The 25,097-nt window shown below is 48.5% G+C and carries 22 protein-coding genes; 10 read left to right on the forward strand and 12 right to left on the reverse strand.

What is annotated here, in order from left to right; translation table 11 throughout:
* The first annotated feature begins 33 nt into the window (after positions 1 to 33).
* Complete coding sequence (locus LQE92_RS01715; protein WP_231061281.1) at positions 34 to 231, forward strand: endonuclease Q family protein; 198 nt, start codon at positions 34 to 36, stop codon at positions 229 to 231.
* A 200-nt stretch (positions 232 to 431) separates the two neighbouring features.
* On the opposite strand, the gene LQE92_RS01720 is transcribed toward LQE92_RS01715, so the two are convergent.
* The gene (locus LQE92_RS01720; protein WP_231061282.1) at positions 432 to 1,400 is read right to left on the reverse strand and encodes a helix-turn-helix domain-containing protein; all 969 of its coding nucleotides are present in this window, start codon (positions 1,398 to 1,400) and stop codon (positions 432 to 434) included.
* A 190-nt stretch (positions 1,401 to 1,590) separates the two neighbouring features.
* Here LQE92_RS01720 and LQE92_RS01725 point away from each other — a divergent pair, with 190 nt between their 5' ends.
* The 5 genes from LQE92_RS01725 to LQE92_RS01745 are packed head-to-tail and all read left to right on the forward strand — an operon-like array spanning position 1,591 to position 7,870.
* Positions 1,591 to 2,208, forward strand: a complete 618-nt coding sequence (locus LQE92_RS01725; protein WP_231061283.1) for an MptD family putative ECF transporter S component — start codon at positions 1,591 to 1,593, stop codon at positions 2,206 to 2,208.
* The gene (locus LQE92_RS01730; protein ID WP_231061284.1) at positions 2,205 to 2,924 is read left to right on the forward strand and encodes an energy-coupling factor transporter transmembrane component T; all 720 of its coding nucleotides are present in this window, start codon (positions 2,205 to 2,207) and stop codon (positions 2,922 to 2,924) included. The genes LQE92_RS01725 and LQE92_RS01730 overlap by 4 nt, the downstream gene beginning before the upstream one ends.
* Positions 2,921 to 4,375 (forward strand): ABC transporter ATP-binding protein, encoded by a 1,455-nt coding sequence (locus LQE92_RS01735; protein ID WP_231061285.1) that lies wholly within the window; start codon positions 2,921 to 2,923, stop codon positions 4,373 to 4,375. Before LQE92_RS01730 ends, LQE92_RS01735 begins: the two co-directional genes overlap by 4 nt.
* Positions 4,376 to 4,401: 26 nt before the next feature.
* On the forward strand, positions 4,402 to 6,162 hold the full coding sequence (locus LQE92_RS01740; protein WP_231061286.1) for an ABC transporter ATP-binding protein: 1,761 nt from the start codon (positions 4,402 to 4,404) through the stop codon (positions 6,160 to 6,162).
* Positions 6,155 to 7,870, forward strand: coding sequence for an ABC transporter ATP-binding protein (locus LQE92_RS01745; protein WP_231061287.1), 1,716 nt, complete (start codon positions 6,155 to 6,157; stop codon positions 7,868 to 7,870). Before LQE92_RS01740 ends, LQE92_RS01745 begins: the two co-directional genes overlap by 8 nt.
* Positions 7,871 to 8,087: 217 nt before the next feature.
* Here the strand turns inward: LQE92_RS01745 and LQE92_RS01750 are convergent, their stop codons facing one another.
* Positions 8,088 to 10,169, reverse strand: a complete 2,082-nt coding sequence (locus tag LQE92_RS01750; RefSeq protein WP_231061288.1) for an elongation factor G — start codon at positions 10,167 to 10,169, stop codon at positions 8,088 to 8,090.
* A gap of 250 nt (positions 10,170 to 10,419) precedes the next feature.
* Here LQE92_RS01750 and aroF point away from each other — a divergent pair, with 250 nt between their 5' ends.
* The 4 genes from aroF to LQE92_RS01770 all read left to right on the forward strand — a co-directional run bounded on the left by aroF (position 10,420) and on the right by LQE92_RS01770 (position 15,392).
* On the forward strand, positions 10,420 to 11,436 hold the full coding sequence (gene aroF / locus LQE92_RS01755) for a 3-deoxy-7-phosphoheptulonate synthase (protein WP_231061289.1): 1,017 nt from the start codon (positions 10,420 to 10,422) through the stop codon (positions 11,434 to 11,436).
* A complete protein-coding gene (locus LQE92_RS01760) occupies positions 11,433 to 12,530 on the forward strand; it encodes a prephenate dehydrogenase (RefSeq protein WP_231061290.1) in 1,098 nt (365 codons plus the stop codon). The genes aroF and LQE92_RS01760 overlap by 4 nt, the downstream gene beginning before the upstream one ends.
* Positions 12,531 to 12,572: 42 nt before the next feature.
* Positions 12,573 to 13,838 carry a 3-phosphoshikimate 1-carboxyvinyltransferase gene (aroA, locus tag LQE92_RS01765; RefSeq protein ID WP_231061291.1) on the forward strand — a complete coding sequence of 422 codons (1,266 nt, stop codon included), beginning with the start codon at positions 12,573 to 12,575 and terminating at the stop codon, positions 13,836 to 13,838.
* Positions 13,839 to 13,931: 93 nt separating this feature from the next.
* Positions 13,932 to 15,392 (forward strand): DEAD/DEAH box helicase, encoded by a 1,461-nt coding sequence (locus LQE92_RS01770; RefSeq protein WP_231061292.1) that lies wholly within the window; start codon positions 13,932 to 13,934, stop codon positions 15,390 to 15,392.
* A gap of 63 nt (positions 15,393 to 15,455) precedes the next feature.
* Here LQE92_RS01770 and LQE92_RS01775 read toward each other — a convergent pair whose 3' ends face one another.
* The 10 genes from LQE92_RS01775 to LQE92_RS01820 are packed head-to-tail and all read right to left on the reverse strand — an operon-like array spanning position 15,456 to position 24,982.
* Positions 15,456 to 17,729, reverse strand: coding sequence for a complex I subunit 5 family protein (locus LQE92_RS01775; protein ID WP_231061293.1), 2,274 nt, complete (start codon positions 17,727 to 17,729; stop codon positions 15,456 to 15,458).
* A complete protein-coding gene (locus tag LQE92_RS01780; protein ID WP_231061294.1) occupies positions 17,726 to 19,210 on the reverse strand; it encodes a complex I subunit 5 family protein in 1,485 nt (494 codons plus the stop codon). Before LQE92_RS01780 ends, LQE92_RS01775 begins: the two co-directional genes overlap by 4 nt.
* 25 nt (positions 19,211 to 19,235) lie before the next feature.
* Positions 19,236 to 20,717: a complex I subunit 5 family protein gene (locus tag LQE92_RS01785; RefSeq protein ID WP_231061295.1), complete on the reverse strand. Its 1,482-nt coding sequence runs from the start codon at positions 20,715 to 20,717 to the stop codon at positions 19,236 to 19,238.
* 35 nt (positions 20,718 to 20,752) lie between these two features.
* Positions 20,753 to 22,246 (reverse strand): complex I subunit 5 family protein, encoded by a 1,494-nt coding sequence (locus LQE92_RS01790; protein ID WP_231061296.1) that lies wholly within the window; start codon positions 22,244 to 22,246, stop codon positions 20,753 to 20,755.
* Positions 22,246 to 22,620, reverse strand: a complete 375-nt coding sequence (locus LQE92_RS01795) for a sodium:proton antiporter (protein ID WP_231061297.1) — start codon at positions 22,618 to 22,620, stop codon at positions 22,246 to 22,248. Before LQE92_RS01795 ends, LQE92_RS01790 begins: the two co-directional genes overlap by 1 nt.
* Positions 22,621 to 23,598, reverse strand: coding sequence for a hydrogen gas-evolving membrane-bound hydrogenase subunit E (gene mbhE / locus LQE92_RS01800; RefSeq protein WP_231061298.1), 978 nt, complete (start codon positions 23,596 to 23,598; stop codon positions 22,621 to 22,623).
* Positions 23,582 to 23,845 carry a hydrogenase subunit MbhD domain-containing protein gene (locus tag LQE92_RS01805; protein WP_231061299.1) on the reverse strand — a complete coding sequence of 88 codons (264 nt, stop codon included), beginning with the start codon at positions 23,843 to 23,845 and terminating at the stop codon, positions 23,582 to 23,584. The genes mbhE and LQE92_RS01805 overlap by 17 nt, the downstream gene beginning before the upstream one ends.
* Complete coding sequence (locus LQE92_RS01810) at positions 23,832 to 24,158, reverse strand: cation:proton antiporter (protein ID WP_231061300.1); 327 nt, start codon at positions 24,156 to 24,158, stop codon at positions 23,832 to 23,834. The genes LQE92_RS01805 and LQE92_RS01810 overlap by 14 nt, the downstream gene beginning before the upstream one ends.
* A complete protein-coding gene (locus LQE92_RS01815) occupies positions 24,159 to 24,521 on the reverse strand; it encodes a monovalent cation/H+ antiporter complex subunit F (RefSeq protein ID WP_231061301.1) in 363 nt (120 codons plus the stop codon).
* Entirely contained in the window at positions 24,518 to 24,982 is a 465-nt protein-coding gene (locus LQE92_RS01820) for a Na+/H+ antiporter subunit E (protein ID WP_231061302.1), read from the reverse strand. Before LQE92_RS01820 ends, LQE92_RS01815 begins: the two co-directional genes overlap by 4 nt.
* Positions 24,983 to 25,097: the final 115 nt, after the last annotated feature.

Consider the following 25,097-nt stretch of genomic DNA (forward strand, 5'->3'; position numbering starts at 1 on the left):
AGGCTATAATATAAGAAAAAAGGAGGTATAGAGATGGCTGCAATAGATGGATGTGAAGCAAAATTCCGCACGCCTGTGCCGGAAGAACGTATTTGCCCCAAATGCGGAAAGACTATTGAGATTTTTACGATCAGGGGAAAGGTCACCGAAGAGACCGCCTGTGAGTGCGGCTATGTGGTTCCGGCTGATGAACCGGATTCTCCTGTGGTAGAAAAGAAAAAAGAAGAATAAAGCCGCCATTGATAAGCAGGCTGAAGAGATGTTTTTAAGGCTTTTTAAACACGTGGCCGGGCGAGAGAAATTGTGAATTGCGAAGTTATTTATCTGTAATGCGGAACGGGCAGAGTTTTTGAACTCTGCCCGTTCCTTTTATATCGGCCTATTAACAGCCCCCTAAAAAAGCCCAGCCGCGCGGGGGCTGGATACATAGCTTATTTTTGTGCCATTTTTCGGTATTCTGCTGGCAAAATACCTGTACTCTTACGGAACAATTCTGCAAACCGGCTGGCCTTTGTATATCCAACCGTTTTAGCAACCTGCCCGATATTAAGATCCGTATGCGCCAACAAATGTTCGGCTTGGCTCATGCGTCGCTGTTGAATATATTCTGTAATCGTGCAATCATTGTATTGCTTGAAGGTAGATTGCAGCTTGGTAGCTCCCATACATGCAATTTTAGTCAATTCTTCAATGGTAACATCTTGTGCATAGTGATCATTTAAAAATAGAGTTATCGTTTTTAATTCCTCAATATCCTTCGCAGACAGGCGCCGTTCTACTTCCTGCCTTTCTAAATTACGCTTATTCCATTCTACTGTAAGCGCAATCGCTTCTGCCACTTTTCCCTCATAGAATAGGCTTGCAGCTATTCCTTCTCCGCGGTAGTCTTTCACCTGTTTCAGCAGCTTTGACATTTCGGGAAAATTCATTGTTTGTCCAACTGAGGCAAAAGCCTCTTGAGGACTTGCATATTCACCGGGATATCGTTTTTTGAGACAGTCTTCGTAATAAGCTGGCATAATTTCAATTCCAATGGAACGAACCGGTATTTTTTTGTGAATCAAAACTTTATAAGGCTTATAACCTCCAATAAAACTTTTGATACTTCCTGCTTCTAATCGACGATATGGAGAAAGTTCTTCTCCCGAAACGGATTCGTATTGGTCAATACTTAAACATTCAGGCCATGAAAATTCCATAATGGTGTCTTTATGAAAAAAGAAATCGTGGATTCTAATACTAAATAAGTCTTTTACAGAATAAATCCAAAAATATCCGCCGCCTATTTCATCAGAGAATTTCCAGGTCGAACCGATACCGCAATAGGTGTCATTTTCTGTATCAGGGATAAATCCTTTTTCAGCAAACTGCTCTTTATAAAAATCAACGATGTTGCTCATTTTTTCGCCTCCGCTTCGTTTATGCCACGATTGCACGAACTTATACCCTGATTACACGAACCCTTCTTCAAAGTATTGTAAGAACGAGTATCGTGGAGTATGCTGTTTCATGTGGTTAGCGGTATCTAACCCCATGATATCACATTATATTTCAAGCGTCAAGACGACGCTTCAAAAGGAGGAAAAACAAATGTCGAATCAGCAGTCATCCTATCTGAATAAGAAAGGTCTTACAGTAAAGGATTTAGTCTCAATCGGTATTTTCAACGCGTTATTCTTTGTTTTTGAGTTAATAGGTTCCTTACCGTTTGCACCCAATCCAGCACTCACCTTCTATCAACCGCTGGGAATCGCACTGCTCTGCGGCCCTGTCTTTTTGCTAATGGTAGCAAAAGTGCCAAAGCGCGGAAACATCGCAATTTGTGGTATTATCAACGGTATTATCTGGTTCGTGTTTGGCATGCACTGGGCGATGGATTTGGGATATATCGTGATGGGTATTGTAGCCGATCTTGCAGCCGGCATGCGTGGCTGTAAAAATACCAAATGGAATATTGCGGCGTTCGCCCTGTTCTGCCTCGGGCCTGCCGGTGTGTTTCTTGCTTATTCGGTCAATCCTGCGGCTTGGGCGCAGATCATGCTGGAAAAAGGAACTTCACAGGAATACATCGATATTATGGCCAATTCAGCCCCCATTGGCATGCTGCCCGTTATTCTCCTTGGAACAGTTGTACTTGCCATCGTCAGCGGTTTGATTGGACGCAAGCTTTTGAAAAAACAGTTTGAAAAGGCAGGGATTACTGCATGAGCAGCAAAAAGGTTCGTTCCGGCTTATGGATAGACCCGCGTACCAAAATTGTACTTTTACTTTTATGTGTGTTAACTGCGGCTATGGCTCCCTCATTGTTTTATGAGATTCTTTTAGTCTGTTTGGTATCTGTGTTTGGTCTTTCCTGTGGAAAAATTCGCTATGCCCTTATTGGCATGATCGTATATATGATTTTTTACTTTTTGACACTTGCCACGATGCAGCTTCACGGCTCTGTACAGGTTATGTTGGTGGCATTTTTTGGCTTAGTACATAAGGTGTACCCTTGCGGTTTTCTATCGGGAATTATTCTTACCACAACGAAGACTGGCGAATTTCTTTCAGCAATGAATCGCAGCCATATTTCCAAAAAAATCGTTGTGCCGATTGCGGTCATGCTACGCCATATGCCAACAATACGGGAGGATTGGCGTTTTATTAAGGACGCTATGAAAATGCGGGATGTTTCGCCGTCTTTAAAAAATTTTTTGAAATATCCCGGTATGACCATCGAATGTATTTATGTGCCTCTAATGATGGCGGCTTCCAAAACAGCGGATGAGCTAACAATAGCATCGGTCACACGGGGAATTGAAAACCCCAAACCACGCACCTCTTTTATCCAAGTACGTTTTGGTATCAGCGATTTGATTGTATTTTTATGTTTTTTGGCAATGTTCCTGGCCGGACAGTTTTGTAAGGGGGTATTTCTGTGATTGAATTAAAGGACATTACTTTTAGCTATTCCAGTCAGGTAAACGGCGGGCTCCATGATATAAACCTCACCATACAAAACGGGGAATGTATTTTACTTTGTGGGGGCAGCGGGTGCGGAAAAACCACCATCACGCGTTTGATCAACGGGCTAATTCCCCGGTTTTATCCCGGAAATCTAGAGGGCAATGTATTGGTGGATCATAAAAATGTGGACGATTTTCCTATGTACGAATTAGCAGAACATATCGGCTCTGTATTTCAAAATCCTCGGACACAGTTTTTCAATGTTGACAGCGACAGCGAAATTGCTTTTGGACTTGAGAATGAAGCCAGACCACCGAAAGAACTCAGGGAACGTGTCAACGCAACGATAGAAAAATTAGGAATTCAAAGCCTACGTAATCGCTCCCTGCATGAATTGTCTGGAGGCGAAAAACAAAAAGTTGCTTTTGCGTCGGTTTATGCCATGAACCCGAATATATATCTTTTGGATGAACCATCTTCCAACCTGGATATGGACGCCATTGAGGACTTGCGAAAACATCTGCAGCTCATAAAAAAGCAGGGAAAAACGATACTGATTGCAGAACATCGCTTGTATTATCTCATGGATATAGCAGATCGCATTGTTTTTTTTGAGCAGGGGGAAATCAAAGGCATTTATACGCCGGAGGATTTTCAAAAAATACCGACATTTAAGCGGGAAGCCATGCGGTTGAGAGCAACAGATTTGAAGGAAGTACATCCTGAGATTTCCGAAGTCGTTCAGCCCGTACCGTTATTGAAACTGCGGGACGTTTCCATATCTTATAAAAAGAAGTCTGTTTTAAAAAATATCAATTTGACTGCCGGTCCGGGCGAAGTGATTGGAATTGCAGGCCATAATGGAGCTGGAAAAACCACTTTTGCGAGAGCATTGTGCGGGCTTCACAAGCATACAACAGGAGAATTTTTGTGGGGCGGGCAGCCCCAGGACAGGAAAAAACGTCTAAGGCTTTCCTATATGGTAATGCAAGATGTGAATTATGAACTTTTTGCAGACAGTGTAAAATCTGAGTGTTCCTTTGGAATCCGAAATCCTGACACCGCTTTGGTGGAGGCTGTAATGGAAAAATTAGGGCTTACCCCTTACGGTGATAAACATCCCAACACTCTATCCGGCGGGCAGAAGCAGCGGTTAGCAGCAGCGGTCAGCATGATCTGCGGGAAAGAACTTCTGGTATTTGATGAGCCCACCTCCGGTCTTGATTACGACAGTATGACGCAAGTTGCGGATCTCGTAAAGGAGTTGGCAGCATTGGGAAAAATTATTTTTATTGTGACACATGATTATGAATTTGTTTGCCGTACCTGTACTCGTGTTCTCCATATAGATCATGGGGAACCGTGTGATATACCCGTATCTGTGGCCGAGGAGAAAACACTGAAAAAGCTGTTTTCTATTCGATAGGGCTGCCTGGAAAGGAGAAATTATTTATGGAAAAAAAGAAGAGTCCACTCAAGCTGCTGCTCGAATGGGTTGGTCGGGAAAAATATTGGATGTATTTATCCATTCTGTTATCGCTTATCAGCGGGCTTTGTACGATGATTCCTTATTATGGGATTTATCGGCTGATGGAAGCAGTCTACAATAATACCTTTACCACAGAGTTTGTCATGAAGGATGCCGCCTTGATTTTTGGATCAATCCTGATTCGGTTTATTTTATTCGGCGCGTCTGGTGTCGCTTCTCATAAGGGAGCCTATCGTGCATTATATAAAGTGCGCTGCATGGTTGTTGACCATATGGCAAAAGTACCGCTGGGAGCCTTGAATGAACGGAGCACAGGAGAAATCAAAACTGTTCTCAATGAAGATATTGAAAAGCTGGAATTATTTCTTGCCCATAATATGCCGGAACTGGTTTGCTATCTCGTTGGCCCGATTGTAGTATTTATCTATCTGCTGACGGTCAATGTCCCTCTGGCTCTTATCTCACTGATTCCTCTCGTTCTGGCGCTTGCTGTTATGGGATGTATGTTCGCAGGTGCTTCCGGCATGATGGGGAGAGCAAATAAGTCCGTAGCAAATTTGAATTCTGTCATGGTGGAATACATAAGCGGTATGAAATTGATCAAAGCATATAACATGGGAAGCAAATCATTTCAGAAGTTTTCTGCTGCTGTTCAAGAAGAAAACAGCGTATGGAATCAAATGTCAAAAAAAATGGGGCCGTTTTATGCCGCTTTTATTGTTGTGATCGAGTGTGGTATGCTGCTCATGATTCCTTTAGGTGGAATGTTCTTTCTGAAAGGCTCGATAACAGCCAGCATATTTTTACTTTTTGCCTTTGTCGGCTCTATGTATTTGACCGAGATCCGACCATTGCAGGAATTGGGCAGCAGCTTTGCACAGGTACTCGCCGGTGTGACCAAAACCGAGGAAATATTGAATATTTCTACGTTTGAAGGCGGTACGGATTTTCCTGACAAACATGATATTGAACTGAGAAATGTCAGATTTTCATATGATGGAAAAACAGATGTACTTGAACATTGTAATTTGAAAGTAGACGACGGGGAACGCATGGCCTTAGTTGGGCGATCTGGGGCTGGAAAAAGTACCGTTATTGAACTGATTTCCCGTTTCTATGACGTCCAGGAAGGGGAGGTCTTGATTGGTGGAAAGAATGTAAAGGACATCAATTATGAAACCCTCCTGCAAAATGTTGCAATTGTATTTCAAAAGACTTTTTTGACCCGTGATAGTGTAATTGAAAATATCCGCATGGGTACCAATGCCACGCTCAAAGAAGTGCGGGCCGCCGCAAAAGAAGCACAAATTGATAATTTTATTATGTCATTGCCAAATGGATATGATACGAAAGTGGGCAGCTTCAGTTCCCGGTTTTCTGGTGGTGAAAAACAAAGAATAGCCATAGCGAGGGCAATCCTTAAAAATGCACCAATTTTAATTTTGGATGAGGCTACAAGCGCGGCTGACCCTGAAAACCAGGTTGAGATTGACAAAGCGATTGAAAACCTCTGTAAAGGAAAAACCGTCATTATTGTGGCGCATCGGTTGAGTGCACTGAAAATGTGTCATCGGATAGCTGTAGTTGAACATCATACAATTACTTCCGTGGGATTTCACGAGAAAGTACGAAAAGAAAATGACTACTATAACCACGCATGGACGGATTATGAAACAGCGAGGAATATGTCATATCAGTTAGAAGGGGGTACAAAAAATGCTTGAAAATCCAATGCGGAAAAACGGAAAGTTCTATATAGGCATGGTTTTAAATGTGCTTGAGGGTATGCTGTCCGGTTTCAACTTCTTTCTCTTATATGAAGTTATGAAAATGCTATGGGCCGGAAAAGTTAATTTCTCATTCTTGCTTTACTCAGCGCTGTCTCTCGCAGGGATATTTGTTTTAAGAATTATTGTTTATGGAATCGGATATACGGAAAGTCAGATTGGCGGTGCTGCGGTGAGCAACCGCATCCGGTTGTTTTTGGGTAATAAAATCAAGAAAATACCTTTGTCACGGTTCACCCAGGGGCAAACTGGACAATACATCAATATTATCACAAGTGATGTAAATAATTATGAAAAAATCTTGACGCATACTGTTGGCGATCTGGTGAAGTACATTGCCTTTTGCCTGATGATGATTGTTTTTGTTGGCTATATCTGGCTTCCGGGCGGAATTATTCTTGCCTGTGTAGAACTGGTATTGATTCCATTTTTGTGGCTCTCTTTCCGGGTTGTCAAAAAATACGGAACAGAAAAGAATAAGGTAAGTGCCGAAGCGGTCAGCAGCATTGTTGAATATATTACCGGCATACAGACGTTTCGTGCTTATGGAGTAGGCGGCACAAAAAATAAAACGGTTACTTCAGACTTGAAGAAATTCAGCGATGTAAGTTACGACTATGAAAAACATGGCATTCCCACCAATGCCATTCAATGTGTTTTCCTTTGGTTAGGACTTCCTATTATGGTCATAGCGGCTTCCGGCCCCCTGCTTTCAGGAAAATTAGACCCTGTTTCCTATTTACTTATTTGTATGCTGCCTATGCTTTTGGCAAAATTATCAGATTCTATTTCGCGGGGCCTTATGAGTTATAAAAACCTTAAAATTTCCAGAGATAAAATCATTGACATCATCAACGAGCCGGAAGAACAAGGAAGTATGGAGCCGCTTCAAACAGCCACCCATGAGATTACTTTTGACCGTGTGGATTTTTCCTATGTTGCAGAGGAACCCGTTTTACAACACATTTCTTTTACGGTTTCCGATCAAAAATTGACTGCTATTGTGGGCGATTCCGGTTCGGGTAAATCTACGATTTTGAATTTGATCTCCAAATACTACGAGCCGACAGGCGGCACGATTTCCATAGGCGGAAAAGCAATCAACCATGTGGCAGCAGAGCGAGTTTTGGAGCAGATTTCAATGGTAGATCAGGATGTATTTCTATTTGATGATACTATTCGTGAAAATATCCGTCACGCCCGCCCAGACGCCACCAACGCAGAAATTGAAGCCGCCTGTAAGGAAGCAAACTGTGATGGCTTTATCCGCAAAATGGAGAAAGGCTATGACACACCGACAGGAGAAAACGGCAATCTTCTTTCTGGAGGTGAGCGGCAACGGCTTTCTATCGCTCGTGCCATTTTGAAAAATAGTCCTATCCTACTCCTGGATGAAGCGACGGCTTCCCTTGACATTGAAAACGAATTGGCCGTAAAAGAGGCGATTTCCAATCTGCTAAAAGCTAAAAAAACCGTTGTGATGATTGCACATACATTGTCTATCGTTAAAAATGCAGATCAGATACTTGTTGTATCTGGTGGAAGAATAGCCGAGGCCGGTACGCATTATGAGCTTTTATCGCAAAACGGCAAGTATGCGGCCATGTGGAAAGCAGAGCAAAAACTTTCAGTTTCGAGGCTTTGAAATGCAAGACCGTTACATAGCATGGCGAAATATTATGAGGGAGAAACTTTCTTCCTCTGTTTCGCTGTGTCTGTGCAGCGGTTTTTTGATTATTTCGGAAAGCCGCTGCAATTTCAAAAAGATGGCGCTGCAACCTTCCGGCTGCAGCGCCATCCTACATACTTTTCCTTTCGTTACCGCATCCCGGATAAGCGGGATTCTTTCTTTTTTCTTTACCTTACTCTTCCGCCGCCCTCGCCGCGATTTCTTTTGCCTGAACATCACCGGGAGCCTGCTCGTAACGGGTGAACTCATATTCAAAATCGCCGATTCCACCTGTCATGGAACGAAGATCCGTGGAATATCCAATCAGCTCTGACATGGGAATATCCGCCTCGATGACCTGGTTTCCCGCATGGTCGGGATTCATCCCCAGCACACGTCCCCGTCTCTTGTTCAGATCACCCATAATATCACCTGTGAACCGATCCGGCACGATAACCTTCATAGAAGCGATAGGTTCCAGAAGGACCGGCTTCGCATCCGGCTCGGAAAACGCCTTTTTCACCGCCAGAATAGTCGCCATCTTAAACGCCATCTCGGAGGAATCCACTGCGTGATAAGAACCGAATACCAAAGTCGCTTTCAGACCCACCACCGGATATCCGGCCAGCGGTCCTTTCAGGACGGATTCCTGGATACCCTTTTCCACCGCGGGGAAATAGTTTCTCGGAACGACGCCGCCTACGATCTTTTCCTCAAACACATACGGCTTTCCCAGATCGCCGGAGGGTTCGAACTCAATGACGACATCTCCGTACTGCCCATGTCCGCCGGACTGCTTTTTATGTTTGCCCTGTACCTTGACTTTTCCTTTGATGGTCTCGCGGAAAGCAATTTTCGGCTTGGACAGTTCCACCTCCACTTTATAGCGGCTGAACAGCTTGCTTACCACTACCTCCAGCTGCTGGTCACCAATCCCATAAAGGAGACTCTGCCTGTTTTCTTTATCAACGACCGACTTAAGCGTCAGATCCTCTTCCATCAGCTTGCCGAGAGCACCTGCGATCTTATCCTCATCTCCTTTGTTCTTCGCCTTGTAGCTCATATATGTATAAGGCTTGGAGATGGCAGGTCTGTCAAATACCACCGGAACTGCCTTTGTGGAGAGCGTATCTCCTGTATTCGTCACGGTCAGCTTCGGAATGGCTCCGATATCACCGCTTCTTAACGCCGACACCTCAATGGCCTCTTTGCCGCGCATCACGTACAGCTTCGCGACCTTCTCCTCTGCTTCCTTATTCGCGTTATAGAGAGCTGAATCCGGACGGAGCACGCCGGAGCAGACCTTCACGTAAGAATATTTTCCAATAAAGGGATCCACCAGAGTCTTCCAGACCTTCACGCTGAGAGGATTTGCATCCTGGTAATTCGCTTCGAAGATATCTCCTGTAACCGCGTTGGTCCCCGCAAGCTCCAGTTTTTCCGGCGAGGCAAAATATTTTTCCACCGCCTGCAGGAGCATCGTAGTGCCCTGTCCGTTTACGCCGGCGCCCATGAGTACCGGAACGATCGAGCCGTCCATCACATGAGTCCTGAGTGCGATGGAAATCTCATCATATGTAAACTCTTCACCGGCAAAATACCGGTCCATGTATTCTTCACTTGTCTCCGCCACGGATTCCATCAGTGCCTCCCGGCAAAGCTCCAGGTTTTTCATGGAGTACTCCGGAATCTCACATTCCTCATAGTCGCTCAGGCTTAGGAATCTCCTGCCCTTCATCTTGACCACGTTCACGAAACCTACAAACCGTTCGTTCTCACGGATGGGCAGATGGAACGGAGCGATCTTCTTTCCATAAAGCCCCTGCAGGTCCTCTACGATCTGCCGATAGCTGGCGTTGTCATCATCCATATTTGTAACAAAGATAATCCTGGGCAGATTATGCTTCTCGCAGAAATCCCATGCCTTTTGGGTTCCCACTTCTACACCGGATTTTCCATTTATCACGATAATCGCCGCGTCTGCGACGTCTAGAGCCTCTTCCACTTCTCCCACAAAATCAAAATAGCCGGGAGTGTCCAAAAAATTAATCTTAATCCCTTCCCACATGATGGGAATCACAGTTGTGGAAATCGAAAACAGACGTTTTGTTTCTTCTTTATCGAAATCGCTTATGGTATTTCCGTCCGTTATTTTACCCTGACGCGTGGTAACTCCGGTGACATGTGCCATCGCTTCCACCAGAGTCGTCTTACCTGCGCCTCCATGCCCCAATAATACGACGTTGCGAATTCTTTCCGATTCAAAAACGTTCATAAGATACTTCCTCCCTTTTTTCTGTATTTGTCCCCACGCCGTCCCAAAATCTGACGGCAAGATGTCATAAATCCCTCATCCCAAGACTTAGTTATATTGTACTAAAAAGTTTTGAGAATAGCAACAAAAATATCTGAATTGTATAAAACACTTTATCCCGTTACGCTTTAACGTGAAAAAGCGTTGACAAAGCCGGTTTTCTGATTTACAATACCCATGGTATGAGGAAATACAGAAAGGACATGACATTATGATCATCATTATGAAACCCGGCGTTACCCGAGGAAATGTGGACCACATTGTAGAAATGATCGAATCCAAAGGACTGACTGCTCATCTTTCCCAGGGCTCCCAGGTAACCATCATCGGCGTAGTGGGCGATAAGACTAAACTGGCCCATTCCAATATAGAAATTGCTCCCGGCGTGGACAGGATCGTTCCGGTCACCGAAAGCTATAAGCTGACAAATAAAAAATTCCATCCTGAGGATTCCACCATTACCGTCGGAAACGTCTCCATCGGCCCGAAAACTCTGACTATCATGGCCGGCCCCTGTGCCGTGGAAAGCGCGGACCAGGTCATGGAAACGGCTATGGCTGTAAAAAAAGCCGGCGCTTCCATGCTGCGGGGAGGCGCTTACAAACCCCGTACCTCTCCCTACTCCTTCCAGGGGCTGGAGGAAACAGGCCTTCAATATATGAAGGATGCCGGAGAAGCCGCAGATCTGCGGACCATCTGTGAGGTGACCAGCATCCATGCACTGGAAATCGCCGTTAAATATGTGGACATGATACAGATCGGCGCCAGAAACATGCAGAATTTTGAGCTGTTAAAAGAGGTCGGCAAGACCGGCATTCCCGTGATGCTGAAGCGCGGTCTCTCCGCCACCATCGATGAATGGCTGAACGCCGCCGAATACATAGTGGCCGAGGGAAATGCCAATGTGGTCCTATGTGAACGCGGCATCCGTACCTTTGAAAAAGCCACCAGGAATACTCTGGATTTAAGTGCAGTGCCTGTTCTTAAGGCCAAGACTCATCTGCCGGTCATCGTGGACCCCAGCCACGCCACCGGAGTCCGCGCTTACGTAGCTCCCCTTTCAAAGGCGGCCATCGCGGCGGGAGCCGACGGCCTGATGGTAGAAGTACATCCCTGCCCGGAGTGCGCTCTCTCCGACGGGCCCCAGTCCCTGACTTTCGAAGACTTCAATCAGCTCTGCGATAATCTTGATCCCTACGCCAAACTGGCAGGAAGGACGTTCCGATGAATGATCTGACATTCGGCTTTATCGGCCTGGGCCTTATCGGAGGCTCCATTGCCAAGGGCCTCAAACGTGCCAACCGGAATCACCGTATCATGGCTTACGCCCGCCACCGCTCCACCTTAGATGCAGCACTCAGGGACGGGACCATTGACGAAGCTTTGGAGGGAGTGGACGATAATCTTTTGAGATGCGACTACATTTTCCTGTGCACCCCGGTCTCTTACAATGAAGAATATCTGACAGCCATCCGGCCCCACCTTAGAAAGGATGCCATCCTCACCGATGTGGGAAGCGTAAAGACAAATATTCATGAAGCGGTCGGGAATATGGGACTGGAGGCCAATTTCATCGGCGGCCATCCCATGGCCGGTTCTGAAAAAAGCGGCTACAAGTATTCCACTGACCACCTGGTGGAAAACGCCTATTATGTGATCACGCCCACGCCCTTTTCTCCGCCGGAAAAGGTGGAGGAGCTGCGCCGGCTGGCTTTGTCGCTGTCGGCCCTCCCCCTGATCTTAGATTATCGACAGCACGATTATATCGTCGCCGGCATCAGTCATCTTCCGCACCTCATTGCTTCCAGTCTCGTGAATCTGGTTAAGGATAAAGATACTCCCGAACAAACGATGAAGCTGGTAGCCGCCGGAGGCTTTAAGGACATTACAAGAATCGCCTCCTCCTCTCCTGTCATGTGGCAGCAGATCTGTGCGACCAATCGGGAAAACATCCAGGCCATCCTCGGAGACTATATCGCTTCTTTAGAGCAGGTACGAACGGCAGTGGCAGGAGGCGATGACCAGGCTGTATACGATTTATTCGATACCTCCAGAGAATACAGGAATTCCATACCGGACCGTTCTTCCGGCCCGATCAAAAAGGAATACTCTCTGTACTGCGATATCGTGGATGAATCAGGGGCCATCGCTACCATCGCCACCATTCTGGCAGCACATCAGATCAGCATCAAGAACATCGGGATCATACACAACCGTGAGTTTGAGGAAGGCGTCCTTAAAATAGAATTTTATGAGGAGGATGCTTCCATAAGAGCGGTCGATCTGCTGACTCAATGCCGCTATACTGTCTATCACAGGTAAAGAGACAACATAGACCAGTACCCCCAGATTTGAGGTAAAAACATGACAAGACCATTAAAAGGGGAAATCACTGTACCCGGTGATAAATCCATTTCCCATAGAAGCATCATGCTCGGCGCACTGGCCCGCGGCACCACGCGGGTGAAAAATTTTCTCCAGGGCGCCGACTGTCTGTCCACCATCGGCTGCTTCCGGGCAATGGGCATCCCCGTCGAAAATAACGGAACAGAGGTACTCATCCGCGGAAAAGGACTCCACGGGCTTCAGGCTCCGAAAGGCATCCTGGACTGCGGAAACAGCGGTACCACTGTCCGCCTGATATCCGGCATCCTCTCCGCACAGGATTTTTCCACAGAGCTGACCGGAGACTCTTCTATCCAGAAGCGCCCCATGGCCCGGATCATCACTCCTCTTTCCAAAATGGGAGCCGATATCGTAAGCATACGCGGGAATGGCTGTACCCCCCTCCGTATCCGCGGACAGAAACTGCATGGCATTCATTATGAGTCGCCTGTGGCCTCCGCGCAAGTGAAATCCTCCGTCCTTCTGGCCGGCCTCTATGCTGACGGCGCCACACAGGTGACGGAGCCACTTGTCTCCCGGAACCACACGGAGCTTATGCTGCAGGCCTTTGGAGCACAGATTGCCACGGAAAACACGACGGTATCCATAACGCCTCCTGAAGAGCTCTGTGCACAAGAGGTACTGGTTCCCGGCGATATCTCATCCGCCGCCTATTTCCTGGCTGCGGGAATTTTAGTGCCCGGTTCCGAACTGCTCTTAAAAAATGTAGGCATAAATCCCACCAGAGACGGGATCCTCCGGGTATTCCAGAATATGGGGGCCGATATCACTCTTTTAAACCCGCGCATCTGCTCCGGAGAACCGGCCGCTGACATACTGGTGAAATCCGGCGCGCTCCATGGCACGGTAATCGAAGGAGAGATCATCCCCACATTAATTGACGAGCTTCCCATCATCGCCGTCGCCGCCTGCTTCGCAGAAGGAACTACGGTCATACGGGACGCTTCCGAATTAAAAGTAAAGGAATCCAACCGTATTGCCGTCATGACCGAAGGCCTGTCGGCCATGGGTGCGGATGTAAAAGAAACAGAAGACGGAATGATCATCCGGGGCGGCTTTTCCCTGCACAGAGCAGTCATCGACAGCCGTCTGGACCACCGGGTAGCCATGAGCTTCACAGTCGCAGGCCTGGTAAGTGACGGAATTCCGGACATTAAAGGGCGGGACTGCGTGAAGATTTCTTACCCGGCTTTTTATGAAGATCTGGAAAAATTATCGAAATAAATAAGTTTCCTGTATTTTTTACGGCATTTTTTCCCAACATGTGCTATAATGAAATAATGTCAATCTAAAATATAAAGAAAGTACAGGTAGCAAATGAATTTTAATGAACTGAATCTACGAAAAGAAATCCTGCGGGCAATCTCAGATATGGGATATACGGAAGCCACCGATATTCAGGGAGCAGCCATTCCCTCCATACTGGAGGGCCGGGATGTCACCGGACGTTCCAGCACCGGCACGGGCAAAACCGCCGCTTTCGGCATCCCCATCGTCCAGAAGACCGCAGATAACTCGGACAAAGCCAGCGTTTTGATCCTTTCTCCCACCAGGGAACTGGCGGTTCAGATAACCGATGAGATCCGCAAATACGCAAAATATTTGTCCAATATTTCTGTCGCCGCCGTATATGGTGGCGAGTCCATGACCAATCAAATCCGGATGTTAAAAACCGCGCGGATCGTCGTGGGAACTCCTGGCCGGGTGATGGACCATCTCCGCCGCAAGACTCTGAAGCTTGACCATCTGCAGACCGTAGTGCTGGATGAGGCCGATGAAATGCTCAATATGGGCTTCATCGACGATATCCGCAGTATCCTGGAGAGCGCTCCCAGCGAGCATCAGACCATCCTCTTCAGTGCCACTCTTCCGCCGGCGATCATGAAGATCACAGAAGATTTCCAGACAGACACGATCATTGTCAAGGCTGACAAAGGGCAGCGGACCGTCTCCAGTATCGAGCAGAACTATTATCTCATACCAAAGGAACGAAAAGATGATGCGCTGAAGCTTCTCCTGGAATATTGCCGCCCCAAACGAGCTCTGGTGTTCTGCAACACAAAAAAGATGGTCGATGAGCTTTCCGAATCCCTCTGTGAATCAGGCTTCCGCGCGGCAGGGCTCCACGGCGACCTGAAGCAGAGCCAAAGAAATATCGTCATGAGAGAATTCAAGTCCGGGCGAAGCGGAATCCTGGTAGCTACAGATGTAGCGGCAAGAGGGATTGACGTGGACGATGTGGAAGCCGTTTTTAACTATGACATTCCTCAGGAAAATGAATACTACATCCACCGTATCGGCCGAACAGGACGCGCAGGAAAATCCGGCTCCAGTCATACGCTGGTCACAAACCGCAAACAGCTTATGCAGCTTCATGAAATCGAACGGTATGTGGGGATGTCCATAAGGGAAAAACCGATTCCAACGCTTGAGAGCATAGCAGCCTCCGGCACTGCGGAACTGGCCGACATCATCCGCAGACAGGTGAGCAAGGGCATAGACCAGCAGTATCTCGCTCTTGTCAGCCAGCTGAAGGAAGAGGGCTATTCTGCGGAGACGGTTGCCGCCGCCCTCTGCGAGCGGCTCCAGAAAAAGAACAAACGGCTCTCTTCCGTCCAGGACGTCTATCCTCTGGTGCTTGGAAGAGAAAAGGAATCCCGTAGGCGCAAACCCCGGTATGACAGCAGGGATTACGGAAAAAGAGAGTTCCCCAAAGGCTTCAAAGGAAAAAAAGACGGCGGGCACAGTAAGCGCCGGGGACCGAAATACGATTACTAAATAGAATATTTCAAATATAAATAAAGAATCCCATAAATGGGATTCTTTATTTTGTCAGCTTTATCATCTCTGCCACAGCAGATACAAAAGCACCAGAATCAACCCGATACACACCAGCATCAGGGCAAAGGACAGGCTGCCGTTTATAATCCGGTTCGTTCGCACCGTCTCCTCTTCCAATTCGATCAGGTTCGGTACGTAGGATTTCCTGATGGGGTGTTTCTTTCTCACAGTCTTATTTAGCAAGGCCGCACAGCCGTCCAGAAAATGCCCCATCGCATATGCGAACCGGTCTCTCATCACTTTCTTTCTGTGCCCCTTCACCTGCCGGTGGGTAGTCCTTCTGGCGAGCACAATGATGCCATCTGTCATATGATCCAGCACACGGCTTCCAAAAGCCGTTGCTGCCATAAAAACCTTCACCGCGGTTTCCACGACATACGTATCCAGGAACTGGCACACGGCGCCAGAGATTCCCAAAAACGCTCCCTGGATTCCGGAGATCACATACTTATCAAGAAATCCGCAGATTCCTCCAAAAAGCCAGGGGAAAAACTGCAGAAGCACAGGACGGTAAACCCGCTCCTCCAGATCAAGAAAAGCCGGCCACCTGTCAACATATTCCCTGATTCCGTTTCTTCCCTTTCTCATGAGGCAGGTCCGGATAACGCCGAAATACAGCACCAGACCAATCCCGACGGAAACCATTCCTCCTTTTAAGTTTTCTAAAGAGAAATAATGTACAGCGTGAAGAGGATTCTCCCCTCTCATAAATGGCTGGCCCAGCTCCGCAATCTTATTCATGACGATACCGGGAAGCGTCCCCATCACCGGGAGAAGAAGCGCGGGAATCGTTACGGCAAGTCTGCTCTCTGTGTTCCAATACTTTTTATATTCCCAGTCAAACTCATCCTGTTTCTCAGGATGCTTCTCCACAAATACCGCAATAAAAAGCTTGAGCATATAAGCTGCGGTCATGCCTCCCGCCAGAAGGAAAAGCCACTCCACCGTTTTAAAGAAGGCAGGCGAACCCATGACCGCCATTCCCGCCTTGGCCTGCAGCGTCAGCGCCGTATATTCCACTATACTCTCATGGAGCAGCGTCTTGCTGACATATCCGCTCCAAAGGGGTATACCCCCAATGCCCAGTGCCCCCATCAAAAAGCAGAATTTAAGCAGCGGCTTCTTCCTGCCGAAGCCCCGGATTTCATTCAGGTTCAGTTTATGGAGGTTCATATAGACGACTCCCGCCGCCATGAAAAGAACCAGCTTAAACAGGGAATGGTTCACCATGTGGAGCAGCGTCCCTCTCACCGCAAGGGCATTCTCCTCTCCCAAAAGCCCCTGCATGCCGATTCCCACAAGGATAAAACCAATCTGTGACATGGAAGAGCATGCCAGCGTCCGTTTTAAATCCACGGAAAAGACCGCCAGGGCCGCGCCTCCCAGCATGGTCACCATCCCAAGGAGCAGGACCGCCATGCCCCAGGCCGGATCATGAAGGAAGATATTGCAGCTGACCACGAGAATCCCGAATATTCCGGATTTCGTCAGAATGCCGGATAAAAGCGCGCTCGCCGGCGCCGGAGCCACAGGATGGGCCTTGGGAAGCCAGATATGCAAAGGAAACATTCCTGCCTTTGCCCCGAAACCGAACAGCATCAGCGCGCCGGACAGATATAACACTCCGCTCTTTTCCGGCCGCACCTTACGGCATGCCTCCAGGAGTTCATCCATCTGCAGCGTGCCCGCCGTGTGGTACAGCATAAAAAGCCCCATCAGCATGACCATACCGCCGACCACCGCAACACCCAGGTATGTGCCGGCCGCCCGCATCGCCGCCTCTTTTTCGTCATGGGCCACCCACACATAGGAGGTAAAGGACATAATCTCAAAGAAAATAAAGGTGGTGTACAGATCTGCCGATAAAAACACGCCCATAGTCGCCCCAAGGGTCAGGAGCAGAAACAGGTAATATCGGTTCCGGTTCCGGTAGTGTCCAAAATATTCTCTGGAAAATACGGTCGTCATCATCCACATAAAGGCCGCCACCAGGCCATAGAGCACCCGGAAGCCGTCGAGCCTCAGAGTGAGCCCCAGGCCGCAGAAGCCTTCCCATTTAAAATCGAGCACATGCAGCTCCATGCCGGAAACGCCCCCGCTTCCTGACAGAAGCCCGCAGGCAAACAGGCCGCACAGCAAGGCGAATTCTGCGATCACGACACCGTCCGCAAAAAGATTCCTTCCGGTCTTCCTTCTCCGACCGGTCCCATAAGAGAGAAAAGCACCGATCATGGGCCAAATTACAAGAATCAACAAAATCCAGTCACCGCTCATATGCCGCTCCCTCCCGCCGTCTGCTGAAGAAAATGGAAAAGAGGTCTGGAATACAGTCCGAAAAACAGGATGACAGCCGCAAAAATGACGATGGGGGTCAGCATGCGCCATCCCGGCTCCTTCACCCCATCCAAAGCCGTCTCGTCATAACCCTCTTTGGGAAAATATGCCCTGACCACCACGGTCATCATATAGATGCCAGTCATGAGAGCCGAATAAAGCAGAACACCGGCAGCCAGAAATCCGGGAATGCCGCCGAGCCCCACGGCCGCCTGGGCAATATTCCACTTGCTTATGAATCCCGCGAAGAGCGGGATGCCCGTAAGAGACAAGCCTGCAATCGTAAAACATGCTAAGGTGACCGGCATCTTTTTCCCTATGCCGTCCAGTTCATATACATAGTTTCTTCCCGCCTGGTGCATCACCGCTCCGGCGCAGAAAAAGGAACAGATTTTCATAAACGCGTGAAAGACCAGATGGCTGAGAGCCGCTGCCATCCCTGCCGCACTCATCATAACAGCGCCCAAAAGCACATAGGAAAGATTGCTTATGGTAGAATATGCCAGCCGCCTTTTAAAATGAACCTCCTTTACAGCCATGGTAGAGCCGTAAACGATCGTCACAAGCACCGCTCCCAACACTACATAATGCGCCCAGGTCCCTTTCAGGAAATCTGCCCCATAGCTGAAATAAGTCAGTCTCAGTATGGCAAAAGCCCCAGATTTCACCACAGCCACCGCATGGAGCAGAGCCGTGACGGGCGTCGGAGCCACAGACACGGAAGGCAGCCAGCTGTGGACTGGAAACAGAGCCGCTTTCACGCCAAATCCAAAGAAGGCCAACACATACATAAAAAGAATCACATTGGTGTCAAACCCCGGTACACCCTTGTTGAGCACGCCGCCCAGGGTAAAATCTGCAGTGCTCCCATATATCAGCACAAACACCAGCCCTATGAACGCAAACGCGGCGCCGCCAATGGAATAATAGAGATACTTCCGGCTTGCCCGGATCGCCTCCTTCGTTCTGTCGTGGAGCACCAGCGGAAACGTGACAAGAGTGAGCAGTTCATAAAACAAATACAAGGTCACCAGGTTTCCGGACAGAGCGATTCCCAGAGTCACACCGTATGTCATCGTGTAAAACGCAAAAAACTCCCTTCCCCGCCTGTCTCCCTCCATATATTCAAAGGCATAGAGCGTAGCAAGGGGCCATAACACGGATACCAGCCCAGAAAACACAGCTCCCATACCGTCCATACGGAAAAACACCTTAAGATTTCCTGCCATAGAAAAAAGCACGGCGCCGTTTCCCTGTTCCCTTCCAGTGAACAGCACAGCCCAGATCATGGCGCTGGATGCCAGCACGATCAATTCTGTAAATATAGGATGCACCCGCGCCTCTTTCTCCGGAATCATCAGCATGAGGATTCCGCCTGCTATGGGCAAAAGCACCGGCGCGACCAACAGCAATTGGTTCATAATAGATCCCCCATTCTCCTGTCCGTCAGAACAGCAGCTCGGCTGCCGCCGACGCTGCATTTAAAATCACGCCTGGGAACATGCCGAGCGCCACGGCTCCCATCGTCATCAGAATCATCGGTACCGTCATAAGAGCAGAAGGCTCCCGCTTCTCCAGACTGCCGTAATCATAATCTGCCCCAGGGAAAAATCCATGTATCGTCACCGGAAGCAGATATCCGGCCGTCAGAAGAGCGCTTATCAAAAGAATCACAGGTCCCAGCCAGGAGAAAACTCCCGTTCCTGATGAAAGGGCCCCCGTCGCCAGATACCATTTGCTCACAAAACCGCTCGTAGGCGGAATTCCCACCAGGGTAATGGACACCAGTGTGAAGCACCATATGGTCACCGGCATCTCTTTTCCAATCCCCCTAAGCTCCGCCACCTTTGTCTTTCCCGTCTTATAGATGATGGCTCCGGCTCCCAGAAACAGAGTGTTTTTCACCAGGGAATGGAATATCACATGGGCAATCGCTCCTATAAACGCCGCCGGATGGAGAAGAGACAGTCCAAAGAGGATATAGGAAACCTGGCTCACCGTCGAATAAGCCAGTCTCTTTTTCATAATCTTCTCTTTATAGGCCATCATGGAACCGAGGAAGATCGTCGTCAGGGTAAGTATCATCCAGACAGTTTGTACCCAGGTCCTCCGGAGGATATCCGGTCCTATCACATAATAGACCACACGTATGACGGCCAGCACGCCCATCTTCGTGATCACACCGGACAGCACGGCGCTGGCAGGAGCCGGCGCTTCCGGATGAGCGGTCGGCAGCCATCCGTGCATAGGAAACATGCCCGCCTTTGTGCCGAAGCCGATGATCATCATAAAAGCAGACGCCAGAAGAAGACCCTCGTGGCCGGCTGTGGCAGAAGCATCCAGGATCCCGCCGGCCTGGAAGCTTCCTATCGCTCCATACCCCGCAAGGAAGAAGATGCCGAAAAGCGCCATGAAAGCGCCAGCCACCGAATAAAACAGGTATTTAAGGCCCGCCATTATGGCCGGCTTCGTCATCTCATGCAGGACCAGCGGCAGAGATGTAAAGGTCATCACCTCAAAAAACACATAGAATCCAACCATGTTGTCGGCAAAGGACAGCGCCGTCAGTGCTCCCTCCACAATCAGGTAAAAGCCGAAGAACCGTTCCTCATGCTCCTCATGGCTCATATAGGAAAATGCAAAACATCCCACCAAAAGCCATACGGATACCGACAGGCCCGCAAATATCCTGGAGATGGTATCCACATGAAAGGAGATGCGGATCGTATCTGTGAGCTGCCATAAAGTCACGGATACATCCCCCCGCATCAAACAGAGTATGGTAAAAAGAAGCTCCAGCACCAGCGCTCCGAATACGACCGTGAGCTTCGCTTTCCTCCCCATTTTGGCTTTGGCCAGCGCCAGCGTCAAAATGCCGGCCGCCATGGGGAAAAAGATCGGAAGCAACAATAAAAAATCCTGTTCCATAATACCCTCCCTTATTTTGTCAGCCTGATGCCGCCTTATACGAACATACTGAGTCCGGCGTCAATGGCATTGACGATGGGCTGGGAAAAAAGGCCCAGCACCAAATTTACGATTATAAATAATAACGACGCCACCTTAAGCTTCCTGGAAGCCTGATGGGACATGTCAGCCCCATATTCCCTCTCTGCCGGAGAATAAATACTTATGACCAGACGCAGGAAATAAATGGCGTTCAATATGGTGCTGACCGCCAGTCCGAGGATAGTCGCCACCATTTTATGCGGGCTCTGGACCGCAGCTGTGGCGAACATCAGCTTGGAAATGAATCCCGACAGCATCGGAAACCCGACCATGGACAGCGCACCCACCGCGAAAGCGATGCCCGCCGCCCTGTTACGGTATCCGGATCCTCTGAGACTGCGGTAATCCGCTTTTCCGTCCGACACCTCATAAAGGCCCACGGCGCTGATAAACAGAAGAGATTTTGTCGCCGCATGGGTAAAAATATGGAATACAGCCGCCGCCATTCCGGCTTTCGTCCCCAGGCCGATGCCCATATAGATATACCCGATCTGTGCCACCGAGGAATAAGCGATCATCTTTCTCGTATCCGTCTGCTTAATAGCTTTTACGGATCCCACGATCATGCCGACCAATCCGAACACGAACAGAGCATTGATCACCTTGCTGCTCACGACATTCTCGTACCCCAGCACCCGGTAGAATACTTTTATCAGCAGAAATATATATCCCTTCGATACCAGGCTCGACAAAATGGCGCTGGCCGCAGGCGTGGCATACCCGTAAGTTTCCGGAATCCACGAGTGAAACGGATACAGGCCGCTTTTTATGGCCAGGCCGACAGACATGAGCGCTATTACCACAAGCAGGGGCACTTCATAGGAACCGGAAGCCACAATGGCTCCCACCGCTTCCTTGGCCGGCTCCATCAGCAGGTGTCCGGTGATATCGTAGAGCATACTCAGGCTGATCAGGAACATACCAGAGCCAAGGAGGCTCATGACCATATACCGGATGGCCGCCACGATTCCGTGCCCATCCTGTTTTATCATGATCAGGCCGCAGGCCGCAATGGTATTGATCTCCACAAATACGTAAGCCGTAAACAGATCATTGGTATAGATGAGGGCCAAAAGCGAGCTCATCAGAAGGTCCACCAATATGAAGAACAGATTGGTCTTCGTCTCCTCTACGTCGGTGAAAATATGGCTCATGCCGCCCAGCAGCGAAAGGAGCATGATCACGGAAAATCCCGTGGCCGTCAGGGCTTCCAATACACCCGCTCGGATCTCATTCCCCCAGGGCGCCGGAAAATGCCCCATCGAATAAGTATAGCTGGTTCCCGTCTTCATCGTATACGCCAGAACAGCCGAGGACATGACAAGAACCGCAGTCACCATGAACAGACAAAGACGCTTCGCCCACGGCCCCTTTAAGACAGAAGACAGGATCCCGCAGAACATCGCCAGTATAATGGAGAAAAACGGAAAATTACACACAAAATCCATCACCGTTCCTCCTTCCTCCACTGCATGACTATCTCATCCAGATCCAGAGAACCATATCGTCTGTACAGGCGGATGGTCAGAGACAGCATCAAGGCTGTCACACTGACCGACACTACGATTCCGGTGAGCACCAGGCCGTCGGGTATCGGGTTCGTATACGCCGCCGGATCCGTGATCCCATCAGTCAGGATCGGCACCATTCTTCCGTATATGTATCCCTTGGCCGCCAGAAATAAATACACCGCAGTATCCATGATGTTCAGGCCAATAATTTTCTTTATCAGATTTTTATGGAGCAGAAGCGTCGTAAATCCAATCCCGAATAAGATCATGGACGCCGTCTCCTCCATATTCGCCGCCAGATGTGCGAGCATCTACATCCCCCCCTTTCGGAACAAGGTATAAAACGCATACATGGTGCAGGCCACCACAAGGCCCACACAGATATTCAGGGGAAGTATCAGTCCGCTGGATAAAATCGCCCCGGGCGTCCCCAGAGGGATTCCGCTCTCCATATGGTTAGCCCCCGTGAAAAAGGAATAGCTTTTGGCGAGACAGTAAAAGGTCAAAGCCGCCAGGGTAATCCGCCGGAAGGTCTTCTCTGTAAAGAAACGCTCCGTTTTCTTGAATCCAAAGGCATTCAGATATAAGATCAGGCCGGATCCAATGACCGCGCCGCCGGAAAAGCCTCCTCCAGGCGACAGGTGGCCGTTCAGTATTATATAAATGCCAAAGATAAAGATGAGCGGTACCAGGACGCAGGATACCTTCTGGAGGATCAGATCATTTTTCGGCTCATAAAGCCTGTCATTTTCTTCCTCTTTTTTCTTCTTCATTTTCTCTTTGCTGCTGGAATTATCCAGGCGCATGAGCACCAGGACACAGGTGGCCGCTATGAACAGCACGCAGGACTCTCCGAAGGTATCAAAGGCACGGTAATCCAGTATCATGCCGGTCACGAAGTTGGTCGCGCCGGTCTCTTCCACTCCCTTTTCTATGTAACGGGCAGAGACTTCATTGTTGATGGGGTTATCCGGGCTTCCGAATTCTGGCAGGTATACCACTGTCCATAAGAGCACACCGATGAGAGTAACACAAAGGAGCACAGAAGCCAGACGGTAAATGATACGGAACAGTTTAAGTTCCTTATTGTGGGCCGTATCATAAACCACAGAATTTATCTTTTCCTCGTCAAAAAAAGGCTCTCCATCTTCCGGAAGCTTTGTATTTTCATCCTTTTCTCCGTCCGGAGGCTTGATTTCCATCCGTCCTTCCAGAGGGTCGATATCACCGTCCACCCATTTTTCCAGGCGGTGCCACCGGCTTTCCTCATAGTCATCCCTCAGTCTCATCCTGCTTCTCCTCTCTGATGGCCCTGATCTTCTTCAAGGTCACAAAAAACAAGATGCTGGTGACGCCGGCCCCTACGGCCGCTTCTGTGACCGCCAGGTCCGGCGACTGCAGTATGACCCAGATAACAGCCATGATGGAACTATAAGACATATAGATGATAATGGATGTCAGAAGCTTCTTCGTAAAGCTTACGGACAAGGCACATACGATCAGCCCAGCCAGCAGACAAAACTCAAATATCCTCATGATGCTCCACCTCGATCTCTCCCAAATCTTCATCCGTCGTCACTTCCAAACGGCTGATCATATGGCCTGCCACGGGACTGGCCAGCCAGAAAAAGAGCACCACCAGCAAAAGCTTCAGAGAGTCAAAGCTAATACCCTTCCAGATGATAAGCCCCAGAATCACGAAAAGAATGCCGAGAGTATCCCCCAGGGCAGCGGCGTGCATCCGGTTCAGAGCGCGGCGGAACCTGTTTACTCCGATGGAAGCTGCCAGAAACATCAAAATACCGAACAGCAGAAACGCCGCCGAAATTCCAAAACGTACCCATTCCATCTACTCATCCTCCTTTTCCAGATATCCCTGATGCTCCAGATTATCCTCTATAGCGGCCTTATCTCCCCGGATTCCTTTTTTCTCCAGATATATCCCGGTATAAACCTTCGTAAGGACCACTACGGACAGAAAGCTGATCATCGCATATATCAGGCACACATCCACAAGATAGCTCTCTTTCAGATATACGGACAAGAGCGCGATGATGACGATCGTCATCGTTCCAATCATATTGACCGCGATGATCCGGTCCGCAGTCTTCGGCCCGCGGACAGAACGTATGATGGATACCAGGACCAAAATAGCCAGGACCACCATGCACGCCATAAGAATTCCCTGATAAAATGTTTCTGCTCCTGTCATCGGCCTGCCTCCATCTTCCTTAAAAGCCGAACGAAATCCGACTCTTCAATTCCTTCTGCCATATCCTTATCCAGACAGTGGACACAGAATTCATTTCCCTCCACGGAAACCGTAATAGTTCCCGGTGTCAGCGTAATGGAATTGGCCAGAAGCACTTTACAGATACTGCTTTTGAGATCTGTCTTAAAATATACCAGGGCCGGCTCCGGCCGGTATTTCTGGGACAAGATCAGGCGCAGGACATTTAGATTCGCCTTGGCGATCTCTTTGACTAAAACACCCAGAAAAGTTAAAAACAGTCCTGTATTTTTATACAACAAAAAATCTTTCCGAAGGCTGTAATCCATAAAACGGCAGATAAAAAAATAAACTGCCGCCGAAATTGCCAGACCAAACAGAAAGATCTCCCATGTAAATCTTCCATTCAACATAATCCAGAAAGATAAAAATATAAGATACATCTTGACGCATCCCCTCCCTGTGAATTCTCGTCCAACGCCCTTATAGAGTATAACTCTCTTCCCTTGAAAACACAAGGAAACTTTCCGTCTCCTATTTTCCCGTTAAAAGACATAT

The sequence above is a fragment of the Lientehia hominis genome (genome assembly GCF_021044755.1).
GTDB lineage: Bacteria > Bacillota > Clostridia > Lachnospirales > Lachnospiraceae > Lientehia > Lientehia hominis.